The sequence below is a fragment of the uncultured Clostridium sp. genome, assembly GCF_947072515.1.
Taxonomy (GTDB): domain Bacteria; phylum Bacillota; class Clostridia; order Clostridiales; family Clostridiaceae; genus Clostridium.
The window spans coordinates 1-24642 of record NZ_CAMTIG010000017.1; the positions used below are offsets into that span (position 1 = coordinate 1).

General features: G+C 29.1%; 27 protein-coding genes, 1 riboswitch and 1 other annotated feature. Of the genes, 19 read left to right on the forward strand and 8 right to left on the reverse strand.

What is annotated here, in order from left to right:
• Both Q0W06_RS08145 and Q0W06_RS08150 read right to left on the reverse strand, forming a co-directional pair.
• Positions 1 to 472, reverse strand: a 472-nt coding sequence (locus tag Q0W06_RS08145; RefSeq protein ID WP_297633683.1) for a hypothetical protein, incomplete at its 3' end; no start/stop codon positions are given.
• A 151-nt stretch (positions 473 to 623) separates the two neighbouring features.
• Entirely contained in the window at positions 624 to 809 is a 186-nt protein-coding gene (locus tag Q0W06_RS08150) for a hypothetical protein (RefSeq protein WP_297633685.1), read from the reverse strand.
• Positions 810 to 929: 120 nt separating this feature from the next.
• Between Q0W06_RS08150 and Q0W06_RS08155 the strand changes: the two genes are divergently transcribed.
• The 8 genes from Q0W06_RS08155 to Q0W06_RS08190 all read left to right on the forward strand — a co-directional run bounded on the left by Q0W06_RS08155 (position 930) and on the right by Q0W06_RS08190 (position 8948).
• The gene (locus tag Q0W06_RS08155) at positions 930 to 1505 is read left to right on the forward strand and encodes a nucleoside recognition domain-containing protein (protein WP_297633687.1); all 576 of its coding nucleotides are present in this window, start codon (positions 930 to 932) and stop codon (positions 1503 to 1505) included.
• Positions 1506 to 1516: 11 nt separating this feature from the next.
• Positions 1517 to 2041, forward strand: coding sequence for a nucleoside recognition domain-containing protein (locus Q0W06_RS08160; protein WP_297633689.1), 525 nt, complete (start codon positions 1517 to 1519; stop codon positions 2039 to 2041).
• Positions 2042 to 2158: 117 nt separating this feature from the next.
• Positions 2159 to 2881: an ABC transporter ATP-binding protein gene (locus tag Q0W06_RS08165; protein WP_297633691.1), complete on the forward strand. Its 723-nt coding sequence runs from the start codon at positions 2159 to 2161 to the stop codon at positions 2879 to 2881.
• A complete protein-coding gene (locus Q0W06_RS08170; RefSeq protein WP_297633693.1) occupies positions 2874 to 4451 on the forward strand; it encodes a hypothetical protein in 1578 nt (525 codons plus the stop codon). The genes Q0W06_RS08165 and Q0W06_RS08170 overlap by 8 nt, the downstream gene beginning before the upstream one ends.
• Before the next feature lie 141 nt (positions 4452 to 4592).
• A complete protein-coding gene (locus Q0W06_RS08175) occupies positions 4593 to 5033 on the forward strand; it encodes an ACT domain-containing protein (RefSeq protein WP_297633695.1) in 441 nt (146 codons plus the stop codon).
• Between the two features lie 49 nt (positions 5034 to 5082).
• Positions 5083 to 6330 (forward strand): aminopeptidase P family protein, encoded by a 1248-nt coding sequence (locus tag Q0W06_RS08180; RefSeq protein ID WP_297633697.1) that lies wholly within the window; start codon positions 5083 to 5085, stop codon positions 6328 to 6330.
• 79 nt (positions 6331 to 6409) lie between these two features.
• A riboswitch (Lysine riboswitch) is annotated at positions 6410 to 6583 on the forward strand.
• A 129-nt stretch (positions 6584 to 6712) separates the two neighbouring features.
• Positions 6713 to 8461 (forward strand): Na+/H+ antiporter NhaC family protein, encoded by a 1749-nt coding sequence (locus Q0W06_RS08185; protein WP_297633699.1) that lies wholly within the window; start codon positions 6713 to 6715, stop codon positions 8459 to 8461.
• Positions 8462 to 8507: 46 nt separating this feature from the next.
• Entirely contained in the window at positions 8508 to 8948 is a 441-nt protein-coding gene (locus tag Q0W06_RS08190) for an Hsp20 family protein (protein WP_297633701.1), read from the forward strand.
• Positions 8949 to 8989: 41 nt separating this feature from the next.
• Here Q0W06_RS08190 and Q0W06_RS08195 read toward each other — a convergent pair whose 3' ends face one another.
• On the reverse strand, positions 8990 to 9535 hold the full coding sequence (locus Q0W06_RS08195) for an aromatic acid exporter family protein (RefSeq protein ID WP_297633703.1): 546 nt from the start codon (positions 9533 to 9535) through the stop codon (positions 8990 to 8992).
• 130 nt (positions 9536 to 9665) lie between these two features.
• Positions 9666 to 9901, forward strand: a binding site (T-box leader).
• A 67-nt stretch (positions 9902 to 9968) separates the two neighbouring features.
• Between Q0W06_RS08195 and metG the strand changes: the two genes are divergently transcribed.
• Together metG and Q0W06_RS08205 are read left to right on the forward strand one after the other, a co-directional pair.
• Entirely contained in the window at positions 9969 to 11924 is a 1956-nt protein-coding gene (gene metG, locus Q0W06_RS08200; RefSeq protein WP_297633705.1) for a methionine--tRNA ligase, read from the forward strand.
• A 118-nt stretch (positions 11925 to 12042) separates the two neighbouring features.
• Positions 12043 to 13410 (forward strand): class I tRNA ligase family protein, encoded by a 1368-nt coding sequence (locus Q0W06_RS08205; protein ID WP_297633707.1) that lies wholly within the window; start codon positions 12043 to 12045, stop codon positions 13408 to 13410.
• 179 nt (positions 13411 to 13589) lie between these two features.
• On the opposite strand, the gene Q0W06_RS08210 is transcribed toward Q0W06_RS08205, so the two are convergent.
• Positions 13590 to 14261 (reverse strand): Crp/Fnr family transcriptional regulator, encoded by a 672-nt coding sequence (locus Q0W06_RS08210; RefSeq protein ID WP_297633709.1) that lies wholly within the window; start codon positions 14259 to 14261, stop codon positions 13590 to 13592.
• A 97-nt stretch (positions 14262 to 14358) separates the two neighbouring features.
• Between Q0W06_RS08210 and Q0W06_RS08215 the strand changes: the two genes are divergently transcribed.
• From Q0W06_RS08215 to Q0W06_RS08250, 8 genes are all read left to right on the forward strand, one after another.
• Positions 14359 to 15132 (forward strand): TatD family hydrolase, encoded by a 774-nt coding sequence (locus Q0W06_RS08215; protein ID WP_297633711.1) that lies wholly within the window; start codon positions 14359 to 14361, stop codon positions 15130 to 15132.
• A gap of 239 nt (positions 15133 to 15371) precedes the next feature.
• On the forward strand, positions 15372 to 16442 hold the full coding sequence (locus Q0W06_RS08220; protein WP_297633713.1) for a G5 domain-containing protein: 1071 nt from the start codon (positions 15372 to 15374) through the stop codon (positions 16440 to 16442).
• A 242-nt stretch (positions 16443 to 16684) separates the two neighbouring features.
• On the forward strand, positions 16685 to 17233 hold the full coding sequence (gene rnmV / locus Q0W06_RS08225) for a ribonuclease M5 (RefSeq protein ID WP_297633715.1): 549 nt from the start codon (positions 16685 to 16687) through the stop codon (positions 17231 to 17233).
• On the forward strand, positions 17234 to 18085 hold the full coding sequence (gene rsmA / locus Q0W06_RS08230) for a 16S rRNA (adenine(1518)-N(6)/adenine(1519)-N(6))-dimethyltransferase RsmA (protein WP_297633717.1): 852 nt from the start codon (positions 17234 to 17236) through the stop codon (positions 18083 to 18085). It abuts the gene before it with no gap.
• A 68-nt stretch (positions 18086 to 18153) separates the two neighbouring features.
• On the forward strand, positions 18154 to 19134 hold the full coding sequence (locus Q0W06_RS08235; protein ID WP_297633719.1) for a hypothetical protein: 981 nt from the start codon (positions 18154 to 18156) through the stop codon (positions 19132 to 19134).
• Between the two features lie 136 nt (positions 19135 to 19270).
• Positions 19271 to 20131 carry a hypothetical protein gene (locus tag Q0W06_RS08240; protein WP_297633816.1) on the forward strand — a complete coding sequence of 287 codons (861 nt, stop codon included), beginning with the start codon at positions 19271 to 19273 and terminating at the stop codon, positions 20129 to 20131.
• 36 nt (positions 20132 to 20167) lie between these two features.
• Positions 20168 to 21007, forward strand: a complete 840-nt coding sequence (locus Q0W06_RS08245; protein ID WP_297633721.1) for an Mrp/NBP35 family ATP-binding protein — start codon at positions 20168 to 20170, stop codon at positions 21005 to 21007.
• Between the two features lie 31 nt (positions 21008 to 21038).
• The gene (locus Q0W06_RS08250) at positions 21039 to 21227 is read left to right on the forward strand and encodes a ferredoxin (protein ID WP_297633723.1); all 189 of its coding nucleotides are present in this window, start codon (positions 21039 to 21041) and stop codon (positions 21225 to 21227) included.
• A gap of 64 nt (positions 21228 to 21291) precedes the next feature.
• Here the strand turns inward: Q0W06_RS08250 and Q0W06_RS08255 are convergent, their stop codons facing one another.
• From Q0W06_RS08255 to Q0W06_RS08270, 4 genes are all read right to left on the reverse strand, one after another.
• Positions 21292 to 21471 carry a hypothetical protein gene (locus Q0W06_RS08255; RefSeq protein ID WP_297633725.1) on the reverse strand — a complete coding sequence of 60 codons (180 nt, stop codon included), beginning with the start codon at positions 21469 to 21471 and terminating at the stop codon, positions 21292 to 21294.
• Between the two features lie 84 nt (positions 21472 to 21555).
• A complete protein-coding gene (locus Q0W06_RS08260) occupies positions 21556 to 22029 on the reverse strand; it encodes a PadR family transcriptional regulator (protein WP_297633727.1) in 474 nt (157 codons plus the stop codon).
• 1 nt (position 22030) lies between these two features.
• Complete coding sequence (locus Q0W06_RS08265) at positions 22031 to 22879, reverse strand: DegV family protein (RefSeq protein WP_297633729.1); 849 nt, start codon at positions 22877 to 22879, stop codon at positions 22031 to 22033.
• A gap of 98 nt (positions 22880 to 22977) precedes the next feature.
• A complete protein-coding gene (locus Q0W06_RS08270; protein WP_297633731.1) occupies positions 22978 to 23307 on the reverse strand; it encodes a helix-turn-helix domain-containing protein in 330 nt (109 codons plus the stop codon).
• A gap of 172 nt (positions 23308 to 23479) precedes the next feature.
• Here Q0W06_RS08270 and Q0W06_RS08275 point away from each other — a divergent pair, with 172 nt between their 5' ends.
• Complete coding sequence (locus Q0W06_RS08275; protein ID WP_297633733.1) at positions 23480 to 24598, forward strand: NADH:flavin oxidoreductase; 1119 nt, start codon at positions 23480 to 23482, stop codon at positions 24596 to 24598.
• Positions 24599 to 24642 lie beyond the last annotated feature (44 nt).

Below are 24642 nucleotides of genomic sequence, written 5' to 3' on the forward strand. Positions count from 1 at the left end.
TTGAGAAAGAACCATTTCTAGAATCATTGTTTCTGTTATCTCTTGAGAAAGAATTTTTTCTGAAATCAGTATTTCTATTAAACTCTTTTTTAGGTTTTTCAGCTACAACTTCTTCTTTAACTGGTAGAGTACCATCTTTTAATGCTTTTTCGTAAGCAAGTCTAGCAAGTTCTTTTTTCATTTTAGCTTCAATTACAGAGTTAAAAATAGTTAATAAATCTTCTTTTGGATCGTTAAGTTGAAGCGTACAAGCATCTTTTAAATTAGTATTTTTTTGACTGTATAATCTTAGTAGTTTAGGGTCAAAGTTTAAAGGTGATAGTCTATACATTCCGTTTCCTTCAGAATTATCCCCAAGTCTATGTAATTTAAAATTGAAATCTAAATAAGTGTAAATTAAATCTCTAGAATCTTTTTTCCCAGTTATTGTTTCCATTTTTTTTAATGGAATTAGTTTTGAGTTTTTTATCATATTATATAAATCCTTTCAACCATTAGCATTATAGCTACGGAGTTTTTTACAATATAGTTTACCATTAATTCTTACTAATAGATATGAAATAATAAAAATTTAACCCTAATCTCATAGAGAGATTAGGGCTAATATCAATTTATAGTAAAAATTATATGATACCTTCACTTTTTAAGATATCTTCTAATTTTTGAAGTTTCTCACTTAATGTAACAAATTTTTCTTTTAAATCATCTTTAGATATTCCATCTGTATCAATAACTTTTTCTAAATCTTCAACTGTTTGTAAAGCATCATCAATATCTTGTTGAGCTAATTTAATGTTTTCATCTTTCATAAGTAAAACTCCTTTATTGTATGTTTGTGAACATATTATTTATATATTTATACTAGCACTAATAAAAGTTAAGTTCAATGAATATATTTAAAAGATAGTATTAGTTAAAATGGAGGATTTATGATTAATTATATTTGGTTTGGAATGATTTTTTTAGGGATTATAGTATCATTATTGACAGGAAATGCAGATAAAATAACAGAAGCTATAGTTTCAGGTAGTGATAGCACTGTTAAATTTATAATAGGACTTGTTGGAATCATGTGTTTTTGGTGCGGAGTAATGAAAGTAGCAGAAAAAAGTGGATTAACAGCACAACTTGCAAAAATTTTAAGACCAATATTAAAACTACTATTTAAAGAAGCAGCAAAGGATGAAAAAGCATTAGGGGCAATTGTAATGAATTTAACTGCAAACATGTTTGGTTTATCAAATGCAGCAACGCCTTTTGGAATAAAAGCTATGGAAGAAATGGATAGATTAAATAGAGAAAAAGGACGGGCATCTAATGATATGGCATTATTTCTAGTTATGAATGCAGCGTGTATTCAGCTAGTTCCTACAACTATATTATCTATAAGAGCAGCAGAAGGGTCCGCAAATGCAGGAGCAATTATATTACCAGCAATACTTTCAACAACAGTAGCCGCAATAGTTGGAATAACTTGTTGTAAAATTCTGCAAAGATATTTTTAGGAGGATAGTTTATGTTTGGATATATAACGAAAAGTATAATACCAATAATAGTTTTAGCTATCCTTATTTATGGGATGATAAAAGGAAGAAAGGTATATGAATGGTTTATTGAGGGAGCAAAAGAAGGCCTAAAAGTATGCATGAATATTTTTCCTGCACTTTTAGCTATGATTGTAGCAGTTCAAATATTTAAAAGTGGACATCTTTTAGAATTATTAAATAAAATGTTATCACCAATAACAACTGCAGTAGGATTTCCAGAAGAAATTATTCCGCTTGTTTTAATTAAACCTATATCAGGAAGCGGAGCTATAGGGGTATTTACAGATCTTATTAGAACTTATGGCCCAGATAGTTTTATAGGAATATTATCCTCAGTAATAATGGGAACTACAGAAACTATTTTTTACACTATAACAGTTTACTTTGGTGCAGTTAAAGTGAAAAAGATAAGACATACATTGTGGAGTGCTGTATTAGCAGATATGGCAGCAATCTTTGCAGCAATAACCATGGTCAAATTACTATTATTTTAGAGATAAGTATTAAAAAATATATGTTTATTATAGTTTTGTAAAAAAAATAATTGGATGTTTAACAAATATTTCTAATGGGGTATACTTAGATTAGCTTAGTATAAGGAAGTGTAACAAATGATAAAGATTGAAGGTGTAAGTAAAGATTATGGTAGTGGAAATGCTGTAAGCCACATGAATTTAGAAATTAAAGATGGCGAGATTTTTGGGCTTTTAGGACCAAATGGAGCAGGAAAAACTACTACTATAAAAATGATAACAGGAATAACGGAACCAACTGAAGGAACAGTTTCTATAAATGGATTTGATATTTGTAAAAAATCTTTAGAAGCAAAAAAACAGTTTGGATATGTACCAGATAGTCCAGATATGTTTTTAAAGTTTACAGGGATTGAGTATATAAACTTTATGGCAGACGTATATGGAGTGTCAAAAAAAGAAAGAGAAGGAAGAATCAATGAGCTTGCTAAAACTTTCGAAATGGAACATGCCTTAGGGGAAACTATAGACAGTTATTCCCATGGAATGAGACAAAAGATAGTTATAATAGGAGTCTTAATTCATAATCCTAGAGCTTGGATTTTAGATGAACCTTTAACGGGATTAGACCCAAAATCAGCATTCATATTAAAAGATATGATGAGAAAACACGCAGATGATGGTAATTCAGTTCTTTTTTCTACCCATGTACTAGAAGTTGCGGAAAAAGTATGTGATAGAGTTGGAATTATAAAAAAAGGTGAGCTTATTTTTGTAGGTACCTTAGAAGAACTTAAAGATAAGTTTGAAGAAGATGAGTCTTTAGAAAAAATATTCTTGGAGATTACAGAAAATGAGTAGAATAATATTATTACTTAGATATTATCTTAAAATGCCTCGAAAAAAGAAAGGAATTCAAATCCCAACAGGAGTTAAATATCTATTATTTGCAATTATTATGTTATTGCTTTCATCAGGTTATGCAGCTGCTGTGGGAGGCGCATATGGAATTTTAGATAAAATAGGTAAAGAATCCTTATTAATTCAAATGATATTAGTATCAGGAAGTATGCTAACGTTAGTAATAGGATTTTTTAATGTTATAAATACATTTTTCTTGGCAGAGGATGTAGAGGCTTTTTTACCACTTCCATTTAAAGCTAGTGAGATAGTTTTTAGTAAACTTATAAGTACATTAGCATACTTATATATTTATTCATTGATAATTGTAATGCCATTAATAACTTATGGAATAGTGTCAGGGGCAAGATGGCTTTTTTATGTGTATGTAGTATGTGCATATATTTTTAATCCAATTATACCAATGATATTTGCATTTATTATATCTAGTATATTGATGAAACTTGGAAATCTAAGTAAGCATAAAGATGCTTTAAAAGTAGTTTTTACTGTAGTATTAATAGCATTAATAATCATATCAAATGTCATGTTTAAGGGAAATAATCCAGGGATACAAACAGCAGCGGTAGTAAGTGCTAAAGAGTCATTTATACATGTTTTAAGTTTAATATTCATAAATATTAAATTAGAGGCTAGTGCATTAGTGGGATATGAAAATGCAGGTGGTATTTTGAATATTCTAGCTTCACTATTAATAGTTATAGTATTAATAGGAATATTATATGTAGTGTCAGAGAAACTATATTTAAGAGGCTTGAAAGATTCAACAGATAAAACAAGAGTAAAAAAAGCTAAAAAAATTACTATTAAGGAATCATCTGTTTTAAGAGCACTAGTAATAAAAGAGTTTAAAGTAATATTTAGAACACCAACATTTTTAGTTAATAGTGTTGTAATGTTATTTTATATACCAATTATATATTTCTTTTTAATAGCATCAAGCTCATTAACAAGTCAATATTGGCATTTTGGATTTATTGTAGTTGGAGCAACTACTCTAGCAATAAGTTTAGGAATGTCTAGTGGATCAGCTGCAAGTACAGCATTAAGCAGAGAAGGAAATAATATTTTAATTTCTAAATATATACCAGTAAGCTATAAGACTCAAGCATTAGCAAAAATTATTTCAAGTTTTCTAATAAATTCGTTGATTATAATTTTAGGGATAGGTATGTTGATTTTTGAAAATGTAAATTTAGAAATTATGATATTAAGTATAATAATTCAGATTTTAACTTGTTTCTTCATGAGTATGTTAGGGATATTTTTTGATTATTCAAATCCTAAAGTATCATGGCAAACAGAGAAAAATTTATATAGAGGAAACTTTAGGAATTTAGGAAATATGATAGTGGCAGTTGTATTTGGAGGTATCTTACTTGCAATAGCATTTGTAGTAAAAGAGGTACTAATCGTATTTGTGATAGATGTGATTGTTTTAGTTGTAGCTATTGGGATTTTAAGCTTTATTTTAAATAAAAAAATTGTTAAAACATATAATAATTTGTAATATTGAAAGGAACTCAGAAACTGGGTTCCTTTTCAATAAAGAAATAGAAATTTAAATTTTAAAATAAGGTAGAATTGTTGAATAAATATGGTAATATATTCAATAAGGATATACTATGAGAATTAAAAAGGGGGCAAAAGAATGGCAGATGAGAAGTTTTATATTGTAAATGGGGATGTTTTACCTGATGTTTTTTATAAGGTATTAGAGGTAAAAGAACTTCTTCATACAGGGAAAGCTAAGGACATTTCAGAAGGGGTTAAAGTTGTGGGAATAAGTAGAAGTACTTATTATAAGTATAAGGATACAGTATATCAAATGGCTGAAGGGGTTAACAGCAAAAAGATAACAATTGTACTACTTTTATCTCATAAGTCAGGAGCTCTTTCTAGAGTTTTAGATTTTATTGCAACAAATGAGTTAAATATTTTAACAATTAATCAAGATATACCAATAAACATGACAGCTAATGTTACAATAACATTAGACGTTTCTAAGATAAAAGGAGACGTTAAAAAGTTTTTATATAAAATAAGTGAAATAGATGAAGTAATAAAAGTAAGAGTTCTAGCTGTAGAATAAAAATATATACAAAAGATAAGTTAGAAAACTAAAGAAAGAAGGAATAGTTATGAAAAAAAATGTATTTGAACTTAATAGAAAAAAGTTAATAGAGAAGTTAGATGATAATTCACTATTAATTCTTTTAGCAGGAGAAGCACCAAAAAAGACAGCAGATGAACAATATGAGTTTACGCCAAATAGAAATTTTTACTATTTAACAGGAATAAATGAAGAGAAACACATTTTAGTTATTTCAAAGATAGATGGTGAAGTAACAGAAAAGATGTTTATAAAAGAGATAGATTTAGAAATGGAAAGATGGCTTGGAAAAACTATTAGAAAAGAAGAAGTAGAAGAAGTTAATGGAATAAAAGAAGTTTCATTTTTAGGAGAGCTTAAAGGATATTTAAATAGACTTTTAGGTCAAAGAGATGAATTTACTATTTATTTAGATTTAGAAAGAGATAATTTTGAAAGTCTTCCTACTGAAGCAGGAACATTTGCTAAAAAATTAAGAAATAAATATGCTCATGTAAAAGTTAAAAATGCATTTCCTCTTTTTGCATCACTTAGACTTGTAAAAAGTGAAGGTGAAATAGAAGAAATGAGAAAAGCTATAGAAATAACTATAGCTGGTGTAGAGAGTGTAATGAAAAATATTAAGCCTGGAATGAAAGAATATGAAACAGAAGCTTATTTTGAGTTTGAATGTAGAAGAAGAGGGGTTAGAGATTACGCATTTAAAACAATTGCAGCAGCAGGAGTAAATGCAACAACTCTTCATTATGTAGCAAATAATGATACTCTTAAAGATGGAGATTTAATGTTATTTGATTTAGGAGCACAATGGAAATATTACAATGGTGATATTTCAAGAACTATTCCTATAAACGGAAAGTTTACTGAAAGACAAAAAGAAGTTTATGAAGCTGTTTTAAGTGTAAATGAAAGAGTCATAGAAGCTATGAAACCAGGAGTAAACTTTGTTGAGTTAAATAATCAAGCAACTGAATGGATAGCAGAAGAATGTATAAAATTAGGTTTAATAGAAGATAAAAAGGATGTAAGAAAATATTACTTCCACAGTATAGGACATAGTTTAGGATTAGATACTCATGATATAGATAATCCAGGAAGAAAAACTATACTAGAACCTGGAATGGTTTATACTGTAGAACCAGGAATTTATATTCCAGAAGAAGAAATCGGAATAAGAGTTGAAGATGATATTTTAATAACTGAAAATGGAAATGAAGTCTTAACTAAAGATATGATTAAAACTGTTAAAGAAATAGAAGATTTCATGAGTAAATAAAATATAAACAAATTATGAATAAAGTGTTGCGAAAAAATGGAATTTATTGTATAATAACTTTAAATTAAAGTTAAATATATGAAACGGTAGAGGAGCAAAACTTAAGAGTAATATAGTTTTTATAGGCAAATTAAAACTATAGGAAAGGAAGTTTTGCCGAAGAGTATAAGAGATTGCTTTAATCTTATAACTCTGGGCTTGTGTAGAATATGCATAAGACTGTCACAAGAAATTGTGTTGAGCTATCATTCTAGGATTTTGCATATTAGTAGAACCTTGAGTGTTATCTCAAGGTTCTTTTTAATATATATAAAAGCAAATTATTAAAGAGAATTACTGGGTATTTAAAGTTAATTATAAATAAAAAATAGGGGGAATTTTTATGAAAAGAAGAGGGGTTATTTTTTTAGGGGTACTAACACTTTTGATGTGCATTTCTGTACCAGCATTTGCAACAGAAGTAGATTTAGGAGCAACTAATGCAGCAAAATTTCAATTATGGACAATAATACCACCGCTTGTAGCAATAGTTTTAGCATTTATAACTAAAAATGTTGTTATATCTTTGTTTGTAGGAACATTAGCGGGATGTTTTATGTTACAGCTTGGAGGAATGAATGTCTTTGGAGGTCTTGTACAAGCATTTCTAGATTTAGTTCAAAGAATATTGAATTCATTAGCAGATCCATGGAATGCAGGTATAATACTTCAAGTTTTAGCGATTGGCGGAGTTATAAGTTTAGTAAGTAAAATGGGTGGTGCTAGAGCAATTGCAGAGGCACTTGCAAAGCGAGCAAAGACACCTAGAAGTGCACAAATTGTAACTTGGTTTTTAGGTCTTCTAGTATTTTTTGATGATTATGCAAATTCATTAATAGTAGGACCAATAATGAGACCTGTTGCGGATAAATTAAAAATATCTAGAGAAAGATTAGCATTTATAATCGATGCTACTGCAGCACCTATAGCAGGTCTTGCTATTATTTCAACTTGGATAGGATTAGAAGTTGGATTAATTAAAGATTCATTTACGTTAATAGGAATGGAAGTTGATGCCTTTGGGGTATTTTTAGAAACAATACCTTTTAGATTTTATAATATATTAATTCTTATATTTGTAGTAGTTTCATCATTAATGCTTAGAGATTTTGGACCAATGAGAAAAGCCGAATTAAATGCTAGAAAAGGATTGGATATAAGAAAGAAAGTTGAAGATTCTACAGAAATGGAAGTTAAAGATGGTGTGAAATTAAGTGTATGGAATGTAATAATTCCTATTGGAACACTTATAATTTCAGCTTTAGCAAGTTTTTATTATAGTGGATATACAGCAATTATGGCTGGAGAGGATGGAGCAATTATTTCAATTTTAAATAATTCACCATTTTCATTTGAGTCAATACAACAAACTTTTTCAGCAGCAGATGCTTCAACAGCATTATTTCAATCAGCAGTATTAGCTTCAATAGTTGCAATAGCTATGGCAGTATGGAAAAAGATATTTACAGTAACAGAAGCAGTTGAAACTTGGATTGAGGGAATGAAAGGACTTTTAATAACAGGAGTAATACTTCTTTTAGCTTGGTCTTTAAGTTCTGTAATTAAAGATTTAGGAACAGCAAAATATTTAGTAACATTACTATCAGATACAGTACCAGTATTCTTATTACCAAGTATTATATTTGTTTTCGGAGCTATAATATCTTTTGCTACAGGAACTGCTTACGGGACTATGGGGATTTTAATGCCTCTTGCAATTCCGTTAGGTTTTTCAGTTTCACCGGAAATGTCATATGTGGTAGTTTGTACAAGTGCAGTATTAACAGGAGCTATTTTTGGGGATCATTGCTCACCAATATCAGATACTACGATTCTTTCATCAATGGGAGCTGGATGCGATCATATAGAACATGTAAGAACACAAATGTGGTATGCAATTTTTATAGCTGCTGCAACAGTAGTGTTTGGTTATATTCCAGCAGGATTTGGAGTACCTGTCTATATAATTTTACCAATGGCAACACTGGTTATAATTTTAGCGGTAAGATTTATAGGAAAGCCAGTAGAATTAACAGAAGAGATAGTAGAAAAAATAAATGAAGAAGAGAGCGAAAAGAGTATCATTAGTTAGGTAGATTTAATATTCTAAATAGAGATTAATTTTAGGGAGCATCTGTATGTTTAATCAAAACTATATGGGTTTTATGGAAAATTTCTATTCTGAAATTTTAAATAATAGTATGAATATGTATGATGATTTTATGGAAAATGTTGAAAATAAAGATATACAATTAGAAATAAAAAATGAAGAAAATCGATATTTACTAGAAGGAACTTTTCCAGGAATAAAAAAACAGGATATCAAAATAAACTATAAAAATGATCATCTTCATGTGAAAGTAAAAAGAAATCAAGTTTTTTCTAATGAAAATAGCATGTGTATGATAGTAATTAATGATTCGAGAGATTTTACAAAGAACTTTTATATTCCTAATAGTGATATAGAAAATTTACAGTTTTCTTTTGAAGAATATAAATTAAGATTAGAAATACCAAAGAAATATTTTATAAAAGAAGACGAGGGAACTATTATAGATGTAGATTATGAAGAAGAATAGTGAAAGAGGTTAGCAGTAGCTAACCTCTTTCTTATAAAAATTTATTTTGTATTAGAATCATCAGTTGGAGCAGGAGCAGGTACGGACTCTATGTTTTTTTCATGTTTTTCTTTAGGTGGATTTACGTATTTATTTACTAAAATTGCAACTATAATTCCTACAGCAGTATCAATACTTCTATTTAAAGCATAAGCATAAGATTGAGGACCACTATAGTTAACCATGATTACTAAAAATACTATACAAGCGATAGTTACAGAACCAGGTTTATTAAAAAGATTACAAGTGTAAATAACTAGGACGATTCCAACCCCTGTTACAAAGGGAATATATGTATCAAGAACGGTTAAATTAATTAAAATGTATATGAAGAGTGTACCAAATAAAGCTCCAAATACTGTTCCTATAAGTCTGTTTTTTCCCATTGTAAAACTACTAGAAACTGTATCTTTCATACAGATAACAGCAGCTATGCATGCATAGAAAGGGTTTTCGCCACCCATGAATTTAAATATAAGCATACATATTACTACAGCCAAAGCTGTTTTTATATTTCTTAATCCAATTTTGTGAAAGTTAAGTTTCATTATTAAATTACCTCCTAGAAATATAATATATTATATTATAGACTAAAAAGAAAGAATTTCTATAAATTGTAAATAAAATTATTAGATTTATTGACAGAAAAAACTATTTAGAATATTATATAGTTAAAATGAAAATGCTATGAAGAGAAGAGTAATTTTAAAAACTATCTATAAGAGAGCGAGTGGCGTGGTGAAAGCTTGCGATAGGAGTTAGAATGAAGATGGCCTCGGAGCATAAATCTTGAGCTTAAAGTTAGAGATTTACGGATGCAACCGTTACAGTGCAAGGTAAAATATTTACCTATTGAGTTTCTTATTGTGAGATAAGAAAAAAATAGAGTGGTAACACGGTAATTCGTCTCTATGCTGAACATAGCATAGGGCTTTTTTATTGCAAAAGATTATAAAAATTAATTTTAGGAGGTACATTTTTATGTGTAAAAAACCTTATTATATTACAACACCAATATATTATCCATCAACTAAGCTACATATTGGAAATACTTATACAACTGTAGCTGCTGATGCGATAGCAAGATTTAAAAGATTAACAGGATTTGAAGTAATGTTCTTAACAGGATCAGATGAACATGGACAAAAAATTCAAACTATAGCTGAAGAGAAGGGAATCACTCCAAAGGAGCACGTTGATGAAATAGTTGCAGGAATTAAGAGCCTTTGGGAAATGATGGACATAAGCTATGATAAATTTATAAGAACAACTGATGACTATCATATAAAAGCTGTTCAACAAATCTTTAAGAAGCTATATGATCAAGGAGACATCTATAAAAGTTCATATGAAGGATCATATTGTACACCTTGTGAATCATTCTGGACTGAAACTCAATTAGTTAATGGAAATTGTCCTGATTGTGGAAGACCAGTTCATGAAGCAAAAGAAGAAGCTTACTTCTTTAAAATGAGCAAATATGCAGATAGATTAATAAAATATATAGAAGATCATCCTGAATTTATACAACCAGAATCAAGAAAAAATGAAATGTTAAATAACTTCTTAAGACCAGGTCTTCAAGATCTTTGTGTTTCAAGAACAAGTTTTAACTGGGGAGTTCCAGTAACATTTGATACAGATCACGTTGTATATGTTTGGATAGATGCATTATCAAACTATATTACTGCTTTAGGATATGGAAGTGATAATGATGAGCTATACAAAAAATTCTGGCCTGCAGATGTTCACTTAATAGGAAAAGATATTTTAAGATTCCATACAATTTACTGGCCAATTATGTTAATGGCTTTAGATTTACCATTACCAAAACAAGTATTTGGGCATGGATGGCTATTAGTTGATGGTGGTAAAATGTCAAAATCAAAAGGAAATGTGGTAGATCCAGTTGCTTTAGTAAATGGATTTGGAGTAGATGCAGTAAGATACTACTTATTAAAAGAAATTCCTTTTGGTTCAGATGGATTATTTAATAATGAAATATTTATAAAGAAAATAAATTCAGACCTTTGTAATGACCTTGGAAACTTACTTTCAAGAACAGTTGCAATGGTAGAAAAATACTTTGATGGAGTATTACCAACACCACTTGATAAAGAAGATGTTGATTCTGAACTTATAGGATTAGCATTAGAAACTCCTAAAAAAGTTGAAGAAGCAATAGATGAATTAAAAATTCCAGATGCATTAGAAGCTATATTTGCTTTAATAAGAAGAGCTAATAAATATATTGATGAAACAACACCATGGATTTTAGCTAAGGATGAAGATAAAAAAGATAGATTAGGTACTGTTTTATATAACTTAGCTGAAACATTAAGATTCTCATCAGTATTATTATCACCATTCTTACCAACTACAGCTGAAAAAATAAATGAACAACTTGCTGTAACTGCTAAAGATTGGGCATCATTAGAAGGATTTGATGGAACTGCACCAGGAACTAAAGTTACAAAAGGTGAAGCATTATTCCCAAGAATAGATGTTGATAAAAAATTAGAAGAACTTGAAGCTTTAAGAGTTGCTCAATTAGAGGAAGTTAAGAAAAAAGAAGCTTTAGAAAAACCACAAGAAATGAAAGAAATTAAAGAAGAAATAACTATAGAAGATTTCGAAAAACTTGACTTAAGAGTAGTTAAAGTAGTTGAATGTGAGCCAATTAAAAAAGCTAAAAAACTACTTAAATTAAAAGTAGATTTAGGTGGAGAAATCAGACAGGTAGTTTCAGGAATAGCTATGCATTACAAACCAGAAGATTTAGTAGGAAAATATGTTGTTCTTGTAGCAAACTTAAAACCTGTTAAATTAAGAGGGGAGTTATCACAAGGTATGATACTTGCAGCATCAGATAATGATGATACAATATTAAACTTAGTGAATCCAGGAAAATTACCAACAGGTAGTGAAGTAAGATAGTATAAATAATAGCTGCATCAAAAGATAAGATTAGATTTTGATGTGGCTTTTTTTAATATGAAAATTTAAAACTTAATATAATAAAAAGTAAATAAAACAAATAATAGGAGGTGGAACAGTGAAAGTAATAATAGGAAATGCATGGCCTTATGCAAATAGCAAATTGCATCTAGGGAGAGTGGTAGTATTTATTCCAGGTGATATTTTAGCTAGATATCATAGAAAAAAAGGTGATGAGGTTATTTTTATATCAGGAAGTGATGCGCATGGAAATTTGATATTATCTAAGGCGGAAGAGGAAAAAATTACACCGATAGAAGTTGTTGAGAAATATCATGGCGAATTTATACGTGAGTTTGAAGCTTTAGATTTTTCTTTTGATTTATTTTCAAATACTGAAAAAGAGTTTCATAAAGAATGGGTACAAACAAAAATAAAGGAATTATATGATAAAGACTATATATATGAAAATGAAGGGGATTTATTTTTTAAGCTTTCAAAATTTGAAAATGAAGTGAAAAATATTTTTGAAAGAGGAGAGTTTTGGAGAAAGAATGCAAAGATAATCACAGAAAAATATATAAGAGAAGGACTTAGAGATAGAGCGGTAACTAAAGATATTGATTTTGGTGTTAAAGTTCCTTTAGATGGATTTGATGATAAAAGGATATTTGTATGGATAGAAGCTTTAATGGGATATCTAACAGCGGCAAAAGAATGCATAGGAAGTGAGGAAAGCTTAAAAGAATATTTTAATGGTGGAGATAGCAGGGTCTACCTTATACATGGAAAAGATAATATACCATTCCATACAATAATTTTTACAGGGCTTATATCGGCATTAGGATATGATGATATAAATTTAAGAGTTTTTTCTAGCAATTATTTAAAGTTAGAAGGGAAAAACTTTTCCACAATAAAAAACTGGGCCTTGTGGATAGATGAGGTTTTAGAAAAATATTCTGTGGATTTAATTAGATATTTTTTAATTATGAATTCGCCAGAAGAGTGTGATACTGACTTTAGATGGAAAAGCTTTATAAGTTCTAATAATGAATTGGTAGATGAGTTAGAAAGATTTTGTACTAATACAGTTAATTTGTATAATAAAGAACGCTGTCAAATATATAAAAATAAATACGAAAAAAATAAGATGGATGAGTATTATGAGGATGTTGGGTTATTAATAGAAAAGGGAAAATTTAAAGACGGGCTAAAATTAATTCTTTCTTTTGTGAAAGAAACTAATAGAGATAAGACATATTCTATTATAAAATTAATAAATATAGCAAACTTATTAGAACCGTTTATGCCTAGCTTTAGTCATAAAATATTAGATATATTTAAACTGAAAAATAATTCATTTGAGTTTATTCACATAGAAAATGTGGATAGAAATATTGAATATATTGAGACCTTTAGGGTTATGGATAAAAATATTTTTATAGATGAGATAAATAATTTAAAAAAGAAAAAGTTAAAGTAAAATAAAAAACCTAGAATATCTACAATAGGGGGACGAGATATTCTAGGCAACCAATCAATTAAGATGGTTATAAGGGGTAAATAATAATGCTTTAACTACTTTACAAGATTTATTATAAGGCAGAATTGTGGCAGTTTCGTGTCAAAAAATATAAAAAAATATTACAGCAAAAATTAATTTTAAAAATCTTGAAGAAATTCTTTATTTAATATAGTTATTGTTTTTCTATCATAAGAAATTAATCTTTCTTTTTTCATATTTATAAGTTCGCGTGATAGAGATGGTCTTTGAACACCAAAGCTTTTAGCAAGCTCTTCTTTAGTAGCATTTAAATGTATAGTATTAGAATTTTGCTTTTTCGATTCTGTTAAAAGAAAAAATGAAATTCGCTCACGTAAAGATTTTGTGTTCAATTGTCTTAGTTTTGAACTTAAAACTAAAGACTTATTAGAAAGATCATTTAAAAATTTAACTAAAAATGTTTCATTAGACATTAGTAGTTTTGTAACTGTAGATATATTTATATGTAGTATTTCAGAATTAGCCATTGCAACTACATCTACGGGATAATTTCTTTTAGTAGAAAAAATTATATTTTCAGCAAACATACTTTTAGGATATAACTTAGTAATTGTTAAAGTATTTCCTAGGGAATTATTTTGCTGTATATGTACCTCACCAGATATAACTAAACTTACACAAGTACAAATATCTCCTTCAAAGAAAATAGTTTCTTCTTTAGAATATTTCTTTAATGAAACAGATGTATCATTAAGCAGTTTTTCAAGCTCATCTTCTGAGAAATGTGAGAAAAGAGCTGTTTCTTTTAATATGTTTAATGTATTGATCATGAAAATCACCTTCTTTAATTAAAGTATAATCTTGTTAGTATTATATAATAATGTATAATGAGAAATAAAGTTAAATTTGAGTAAGGAGATAGATGAAATGGAATATAGAATTTTTGATACACATGCTCATTATGATTCAGAAGATTATGATGAAGACAGAAGTGAACTTATAGAAGAAATGAAAAATAACGGCGTAATAGGAATATTAGATTGTGCGTCATCATATGATAGCGTTAAAGACGTAGATATTTTAACTAAAGAATATGACCTTATATATGGAGCACTAGGAATTCATCCAGAAAATGCTGATGAGTTAACAGATGAAAGGTTAGAAGAGATAAAAAGTCTCATAATTAAAAACGAGAAAGTTATTGCAGTTGGTGAAATTGGACTTGATTATTATTGGGAAGAAAACCCTCCAAGAGAGGTTCAAAAAGAAACCTTCAGAAAGCAAATGGCTCTAGCAAAAGAGCTTGGGTTACCAGTAGTTATTCATGATAGAGATGCACATGGAGACACTTTAGAAATAATAAAGGAATTTCCAGAAGTAATTGGAACAGTACATTGTTTTTCAGGAAGTGTTGAGTTTGCAAAAGAATGTATTAAACTTGGATACTATATTGGTTTTACAGGTGTTATAACTTTTAAAAATGCAAAAAAATTAGTTCAAGTTGCAAAAGAGATACCTCTAGATAGAATACTTGTAGAGACGGATGCACCTTTTATGGCTCCAACTCCAAACAGAGGAAAAAGAAATAGATCCGACTATATAAAAGAAATAATAGAAAAAATAGCGGAAACAAGAGGAATCGATAAAAAAGAGTTGAATATTAAGGTAAATGAGAATTTTTACAAGTTGATGAATTTATAGTTTATAAAGTAAAATGAAATGGATTTGATTGTATAAAAAAAGAAAATATGGTAAAATTTAAAAGGATAGCTTTACTGTTCGTATGCCATTTAATGGGGATAACCCGTGGGTGAAACTGAAATTGGAAAATTAAAGCCAAAATCATAAAAAAATTATGATAAATACAATGGTTTTAAAAGCGAGAGAGCTCTAAGTTAGAAATAACTTTATGGTCAGTGCTCTTGCCAAAGGAGGGAATAATGGTAGAAAAATTGAAAGCTTGTAGAGAGAATTTTTCTAAAAGTCCTAAAGCAAAAACAACAATGTTTTTAGCATTATATTTATTAATGGGAACAATAATTTTTACGAATGCTAGAAAAACAATTACGCTAACTATAGATGACGCAACTGAAACTGTAGTTGTTTATAGTAGGACTGTAGAAGATGTGTTGACATCTAAGGGTATTGAGGTAGAAGAAAAAGATAAGGTGCAACCAGCTTTAGAATCCAAAGTTAATGAAAATGAAGAGATTATAGTTAAGAATGCAGTTCCTATAGAATTTGCAATGGGAAATAAAAAAACAACTGTTTACTCAGCAGAAGAAACTATAGGACAAGTTTTAACGGAAAATATGGACGAGCTTAAATCAAAAGGAATTGACTACGATAAGGATTTAGATGAAATAAATCCTGGGTTAAATACAAAGGCTATAGCTGATTTAGCTATAAAAATTGTAGATGTAGAAATTAAGACTGTTAAGGAAGACAAATCAATACCTTACGAAACAGTTGTTAAAAGGGATTCAAACCTTGAGAAAGGTAAAAAAGTAGTTAAAAATGAAGGTACAAATGGAAAGAAACAAGTAAAATATAAGATTACTTATAAAGATGGAAAAGAAGTTTCTAAAAAGGAAGTACAATCAAAAACACTTTCAAAACCAGTAAATGCATTAGTAGTTGAAGGTACTAAAAATCCAATTAAGTATATACCAAATAGAGGTGGGAGTGCACCTAGTGGCAATGCACCTACAGGGTATAAGAAGAAAATAGTAGTAGAATCAACAGCATATGCCTTACATGGAATAACTGCAACGGGTACAAAGCCTGTCTACAATCCAGGTGGAATAAGTACAATTGCAGTAGATCCTAGAGTTATTCCGTTAGGAAGCTTAGTATATGTAGAAGGATATGGGCTTGCAAGAGCAGCAGATACTGGTGGAGCTATCAAGGGAAATATAATAGATGTATATTTTAATTCGAATGCAGAATGTACACAATGGGGAAGAAAGCATGGGCTAAATGCCTATATAATTTCATATCCAGGCGAATAGTAAGTAAAGAGAGAGGGTGCTTTAAGGCATCCTTTTTCAATTGTTTAAAAACCTAAAGAGTTTGACATAATGAAAATATATCTGTAAATTTAATGTATATACAAGTTGAGAGTAATAAACTAGTCTGATTGGCTAGTTTAAATTTTTGAAAAAATCTAATTGTAGTTAAGAATATGGAAGAAAGTTAGTATTTTTAATTATAATTAAATAGATGAAATGTTTTATGGAAGGAAGTTTTGTTTGTGATTAAAGAAGTTATAGTAGTTGAAGGTAGAGATGATATAGATGCTATAAAAAGAGCTGTAGAGGCTGAATGCATTGCAGTAGGTGGATTTGGAATAAATAGAAAAGTAATTGAGAGAATACAAGAAGCGCAAAAAAGAAAAGGTGTTATAGTGTTTACGGATCCAGATTTTGCGGGAGAAAAAATAAGAAGTATAATTGCTAAAAGAGTCAAGGGAATAAAACATGCTTATATTTCACAAGATGAGGGGCTTAAAGATGGAGATATTGGTGTTGAAAATGCTTCACCTGAAACTATAATAAAAGCACTAAATAATGTTAAGGTAACTGTTGAAGAAAAAAGAGAAGAATATGCTATTGAAGATATGTTATATTTCAAGTTAACAGGAGATAAAGATTCTAAGAAGAGAAGGATTCTTTTAGGAAAAATCCTTGGAATTGGATATGGAAATGGAGCACAAATGATTTCAAGATTAAATAATTATGGAATATCTAAAGAAGAGTTTGTGGAAGCAATTAAAAAGGTTGAAAAGGAGTTTGATAAATAAATGGATTTAATAACTAATTATAAAACACAAGATATAGTAAAAAAATATGGATTTAATTTTACGAAAAGTTTAGGACAGAACTTTTTAGTTGATAAGCAAGTTGTTATGGATATAGTAGATGGCGCTGAGATAGGTCCAGAGGACTTTGTTATTGAAATAGGTCCTGGAGTTGGTACATTAACTGTAGAGATGCTAAAAAAGGCTAAGAAGGTTACATCAATTGAAATAGATAAAGATCTAATTCCTATTTTAACTGAAGAATTAAAAGGATATGAAAATTTTGAACTTATACATAAGGATGCTTTAAAAGTTAATTTTGATGAAGTTATAGGAGATGAGAAAAGCGTTAAAGTAGCAGCTAACTTACCTTACTATGTAACAACACCATTAATTGCACAACTTTTAAAGAGTGGAGCTAAATTCCAAAGTATAACTATAATGATTCAAAAAGAAGTTGCAGATAGAATGGATGCAAAACCAAATACAAGAGATTATGGGTCTCTTTCATTAATGGTTCAATATTATGCACAAACAAAGGTTATAAGAACAGTTGCACCTAGTTCATTTATGCCTAGACCAAAGGTTGAATCTATAATAATAAGATTAGATAGATTAGAAGAACCAAGAGTAAAGGTTGAAAGTGAAGAATTTTTATTTGCACTAATAAGAGATGTATTTAATATGAGAAGAAAGACTCTATGGAATGGAGTTAAAAATCTAGGAGTAAATAAAGAAGACTTAGAAAAAGCCTTTGAAGAAGCAAATGTTGATCCTAAAAGAAGAGGGGAAACACTTACTATAGAAGAGTTTGCAACTCTTTCAGATAAAATTTATGCATATAAAATAAAATAGTATTATCATAAATGGTACTTTCACGCATATAATATATGGAATAAATATATATGTGGAGGTAAAGTGGCTTGGCACATAATAAATTGTATAGAAATTTTATAATATTACAAGAAGACGAAGGGAATGCTTTAAGTGGAGATAAAGCAGTTTCAGGATACTCTAAGATAGAAGCCAAGGGAGACAAATGTAAAATAACTTTTTATGCTCAAAATCTAAAAAAGGATGATAATCATTCCATAGTACTTATTTGTTGTAAAAAAGGTGAAAAACAAATAATTGATATGGGTCCACTAGTTGTCGCTGACAGCGGTAAAGGGGAGGCAACAAAGGAATATTTTATAGATAACATAGCTGGAATGAATATGTCACATGAAAAAATTTCAGGTGCTGGTATTTGTAAAAATGTATCTGGAAAACTTAACTTTATGTTATATGGATTTATGAATGGTGAAAAACCAGAAACGGGATGGAAAGATTCTCCGATAGTTAAGAGCGATGAAAAGAAAGCAACGGTTAAACCAAAGGTAGAGGAAAAACCAAAAGAAGAAAAACCAAAAGTAAAAAGTAAAACAGACTTTGAAAGTTATGAAAGATCAATTGAAGATGTAGAGATAGATCCAAATAACTTTAAACTAAGAGGTGGCATTGGAGGATTTTTTGAAAATATAGTTAAAGATTTTGAAGAAATCAAAGAATGCTTTAAGGAAATAAAATACTGTAAGTGGTACAAAGTCCCAATTAAAGCTATAGATGATATGTGCAATATGAATAATCACGAAGTACATTCTGTAGTATATAATCCAATGATAAATTATTATCCTTATATAATTAGACATAAGCATTTTATGATGGGTTATAAATGTGATAATAAAGGTGAGTTAAAGCATATAATTTATGCAATTCCAGGTAAAAAGAATACTGAGGAACAACCATATATGGGAAAATCAGGTTTTGTCACATGGATTAAAGGACAAAATGGGGATGAAGATGGATATTGGTTAATGTTCTATGATTATAAGAAAGCAACTGTTGTTATTCCTACAAAGTAGAATATTAAATAAAAATTAATCTCATTGCCTTAAAATGTTTAAAGTATTATAATAATTATAATTAGGAGAAGCATAAGGCTTCTCCTAATTAATTGTAAAAAATATTACAAGATAAGAAGGTGATATTGAAGTGAGTATGAAAAAGGTAATAGCTATAGTAGTTGTAATAATAGCTGCAATATTAATATTTATCGGTTTTGGTCCTATAAATACAATATTAGTTAAGTTTGGTTTTAGAAATAATGATTTTAATTACATAATGCAAACTAATGTTAACAAAGTAGTTATTCAAAATAATAGAGACCCAGGATTTAGATATATAATCACAGATTCAAGTACAATTAAACAGTTGTATGAAACACTATCTCATGGAAGTGTTAGACCAAAGGGAAGTTCATTAGAACCAGATTACATATTTGAAATTTATACTGGTGATCAGGTTAAAAAATATGATTATGTTGTAGGTGTAAATCAAAGTGGAGAAGGTAACTTCTGGGATGGAAATCAAGCATTCCAAGTTCCAAAAAATCTAGATGAAACTATAATAAATAATCTTTCATCTATGAAGGAACCAAATGATTTTAATCAAATTTATTATGGCAGTATTATGAAAGTAGTTGATTTAACAAAACAAAGCTATGATAAAGATAATATTAAAGTTGGAGTAAATGTTTTAGGAGACGTTGAGTGTTTAAGATATTTATTCTCAGTAGATTTACAAAACTTTAATAAGGAATTACAAAAAGCAGTTCCAGGAGCAGAGATTGTTCAAAATGGAGACTTTAGTAAATTTGGAGTAGTCATAAATGTTACAAATAGAGGTTACAGTACAAATTTATTTAAAACAATAATTACAGTAAATGATAAAGTTAATCATATATATCAAACATATTATGTAATAGGTAAATATGATTTTAATAAGTGGAGTATTGAGGTTAGTAAACCAAATCAAGTGCCTAAAGATTGGAGCACAGTGGGTTCTACAACTCAAACATAATAAAATACTAAAGATTAAAGACAGGAGGAAAAAAACATGAGTAGCAAATGTGATGGATGCAGTAGCAAAGATTCTTGTTCATCAAAAGGTATAGAAATTTGTCCTTCAGTAAAAGCACTTAAATATGGGAACGTAAAAAATGTAATAGGTGTTATTAGTGGAAAAGGTGGAGTTGGTAAGTCAACGGTAACTGGAATAATGGCTTCAATCCTTAGAAAAAAAGGTTATAAAGTTGGTGTTTTAGATGCAGATATTACAGGACCATCAATGCCAAGATTCTTTGGAATAAATAAGGAAAGAGCAGGAATTAAGGCTGTAGATGAAAATGAAGTGAAGTTTATTCCTGTTGAAACAAAATCAGGGATAAAGGTTATTTCTATGAATCTTTTAACAGATGTTGAAGAAGATCCAGTTATATGGAGAGGACCTGTAATAAATGGAGTTTTAAACCAAATGTACTTTGATACAGCTTGGGGTGAATTAGATTACTTATTAATAGATATGCCACCAGGAACAGGGGATATCGCATTAACAGTAATGCAAGAATTTAATGTTAAAGAATTAGTAATAGTTTCAACACCACAAGATATGGTTTCAATGATAGTTAAAAAAGTTGTTATAATGGCACAAAAGGTAGGCGTAGATATTAAAGGCGTAGTAGAAAATATGGCGTATATTATGTGTGATAATTGCCAAACTAAACTTAGAGTGTTTAGTAAGAAATCTGCTGAAGAACATGCTGAATATCTAGGAATACCTCTTTTAGGAGAATTACCAATAAATCTAGAGCTTACAGAAGCATTAGAAGAAGGTAAGGCTGAAGAATACTCAGTGGAAAATCCTTTATATTCATTAATTTTCGAAGGTTTATACTAAGCATAATAAACTTAAGAAAAGAGGAATGAAAATGAAAGCATCAGTAGATAAAGATACATGTATAGGATGTGGATTATGTACATCAATATGTGAAGAAGTTTTTCAAATGGAAGATGACGGGAAAGCTGGAGTGATGGCTGAACCAAAAACTGATGAAGTTATTGATAAAGCAAAGGACGCAGAATCAAGCTGTCCTGTAAGTGCAATAACTGTAGGATAAGAAAAAGACTATAACTGAACAGGTTATAGTCTTTTGTGTGTGTGTGAAATGTATTAAGAGAACATTAAATTAAGTTGTTAGTAGTAATATAGGAATGGCATGAGGTTTTTATGCAAGAAGGTATAAAGATTTGTTCACCAATCTTAGCACCATTTATGTAGGATAGTGGTATAGCTGTTATAATATCATCTTGAGATATTATAAATGCTTCTGAATGATTTAAATCTATAATTTTTACAAACATAAAACACCTCCATTTCTATTATTTGAAAAGATGGAGAAATTTATTCGAAATTTTATAAAAAAAAGGATGTAAAAATACATCCTTTTAATAAATATCGTTATATATTAAATTAAATACTTCTAGTGCCTCTTCAATTCGTGGTTTTAAAAGAGTTTTTTTTCTTAAATAATCTAAGCGACCTTCTTCAGTAATAGAATAAATTTTCTTGAATTTCTTTTTTGGATCATCCCATTCGCCAATTATTAGACCTTCAGATTCTAATTTTTTTAAAATAGGATAAATACCACCTGTACTAGGTTTCCATTTATCAGAAGTTCTTTGAGCTATTTTATGGGCTATTTCATTTCCATTAGTAGGACTTATATTAAGAATGTGAAGTACATAAATAGGTAAAAGCCCTTTTGTGAAAACTTGCCCAGAAGAAACTTTATTAGCTTTTTGTTCCTTCTCTTTTTGAGCTTTTTTTAGCTCGTTCATTCTCTTTTTATATTCATTATAAAGTCGTTTTTCCTCAGATTTTATATCTTTTAAGCTAGTGTATTCAGAGTTTAAATTCATATTAATGAACCTCTTGTAATACTACTCCTACTGTTCCAGGACCAGTATTAACTCCTAATGCAGGTCCAATTTTAGAAAATCTAAAGCTTTTTATTTTATCATAGTCTTTTAATAGACCATGAAGCTTTTGTGCTAAATCATCAGCTCCACCAGATAAAATTGCAGCAGTACATTCTCCGTATTTTTCCAACTCTTCTTCAACTATTTTTTGAAGTCTTGAAAGTGCTTGTTTTTGACCTCTAACTTTTGCATATGTTTCATATACACCTTCATCAGAAACCCAAATAATTGGTTTTATATTAAGCATAGAACCAACAGTTCCAGCAACTTTACCTATTCTTCCACCTTTTTTTAAGTATTCTAATGTATCAATTGTAAAATATCCATGAGATTGGCTTCTAAGTACAGGTAATTTTTCTATAATTTCTTCATATGAAAGGCCATCTTTAATTAATTGTGCTGTCATTAAAACAATAGCTCCTTGAGGAGCACTTAAAGTTTTTGAATCATAAACAAAAGTTGTTAAGTTTGGATGATCCTCAGCAATTAATCTAAATGAGTTTCCAGTACCAGAGAAATGACTTGAAATTGAAATCATTATAACATGAGTAAAACCTTCATTTTCTAATCTAATCATTAAATTATCCATAAGATCTACACTAGGTAATGATGTTGAAGGTATAACTTCTTTTAATCTAGCATAAACGTCATCTGGTGATATATCTATAATATCGTTATATTCCTTTTCAGGGTAAATTATTCTGAAAGGAACAAGCTCTATATTGTTTTCTTTTAATTCTTCTAATGTTAAATCTGAACCACTATCAGTTACTAAAGCAATTTTTTGCATACTAAACTCCCTCCGAGTATAAACTATATCAGTATTGATAATATAAACTATATCACTACTGATATAGTTTGGCAATATAAATGGGAAAAAAAGTTATATTAGATTTCATCCTTATAATATTTAATCGACCATTTTTCAATAAGCTCAATAGCTTCTGATAAATCTTTTCCTTTTGGGGTTAGTATGTATTCAACTTTAGGTGGAACTTCAGGATAAATAATTTTCTCTATAATACCATCAGTTTCTAGTTCTTTAAGTTTTTCTGTTAAAACTTTTTGACTAACACCGGATGTAACTCTTTGCAATTCTAAGAATCTCATAGGACCTTTAGCTAAATGGCAGATAATTACGCTCTTCCATTTTCCACGTATAATTTCAAAGCCTAAATCTAAAAGGCAAACGTAATTTTTATCTTTATATGTAATCATAATGTCACTCTCCAAAAAAATATTATAAATAGTATACCATTAAAACAGGCAAATTGATTAAAATCTTACCTCTAGGTAAGTTTAGTTACTAAAAAGTGCCTACTTGTAGATACTAAGGAGGTAAGTATATTATGAAGTCAATAAGAATAGTTAGGACGTAGGAGCGATAAAGATGGAAAAAAGAGAAATGAAATTATTTGAAAAAGCAACAGTTGGAAACTTACAAATGAAAAATAAATTTATAAGAGGAGCTTTATGGACTGCATTAGCAGATGAAAAAGGGCATATTACAGATGAAATAACAGAGGTTTATGAGGAACTAGCTAAAGGTGGCGTAGGAACGATAATAACAGGATATGCATTTGTAACAGAAAATGAGCAACCAAATCCAAGAATGTTAGGAATATATAATGATAGTTTTATAGATGAATATAAAAAATTTACAGATATGATTCATAGTTATGATGCGAATATAATAATGCAAATAGTTTATGGTGGGTTTATGACTGAGTTTAATGTAGGCGAGAGAGTAATATTAGGACCATCAACAGCTAAGAATGAAGTTACAGGAACTATGGCAAGAGAAATAACTAAAGATGAAATAAAATGGTTAATAAAAAAATATGCTGATGCAGCTGTAAGAGTTAAAAAAGCAGGATTTGATGGAGTTGAAATTCATTGCGGGCATGGATACTTATTAAGTCAATTCTTATCACCATATTATAATAAAAGAACTGATGAGTTTGGTGGAAGTATAGAAAATAGAGGGAGAATAGTATTTGAAATATTTGAAGCTATGAGAAACGCAGTTGGAAAGGATTTTCCGATATGGATAAAATTAAATTCAGCAGATTATGTGGATGGAGGCTTAACTGAAGAAGACAGTATGTATGTAGCAGAAACTCTATCTAAAATGGGAATAGATGCAGTTGAGGTTACGGGTGGAAATGAATCTATTAAATATGTAGCTGAAAATAACTTAGGTGCGGCAAGAACGAAAGTTGTAATGTCAAAAGATAAAGAATCATATTTTAAAAATTATGCAATTGAATTAAGTAAGAGAATAGATGCTTCTGTAATTTTAATTGGAGGAAATAGACATTTAGATGTATTATCAGACATATATGAGAACAGTAATATAAAGGCATTTACATTATCAAGACCATTAACATGTCAACCAGATTTAATAAATAAATGGATGAGTGGAGAAGTAACAAATCCTAAATGTGTTTCTTGTAATATGTGTTATAACACTTATGGGAAAAGATGTATATTTAATATAAAAAAATAAACTGAAATAATACCAACAGATAGTGTTCTGTTGGTACTATTTTA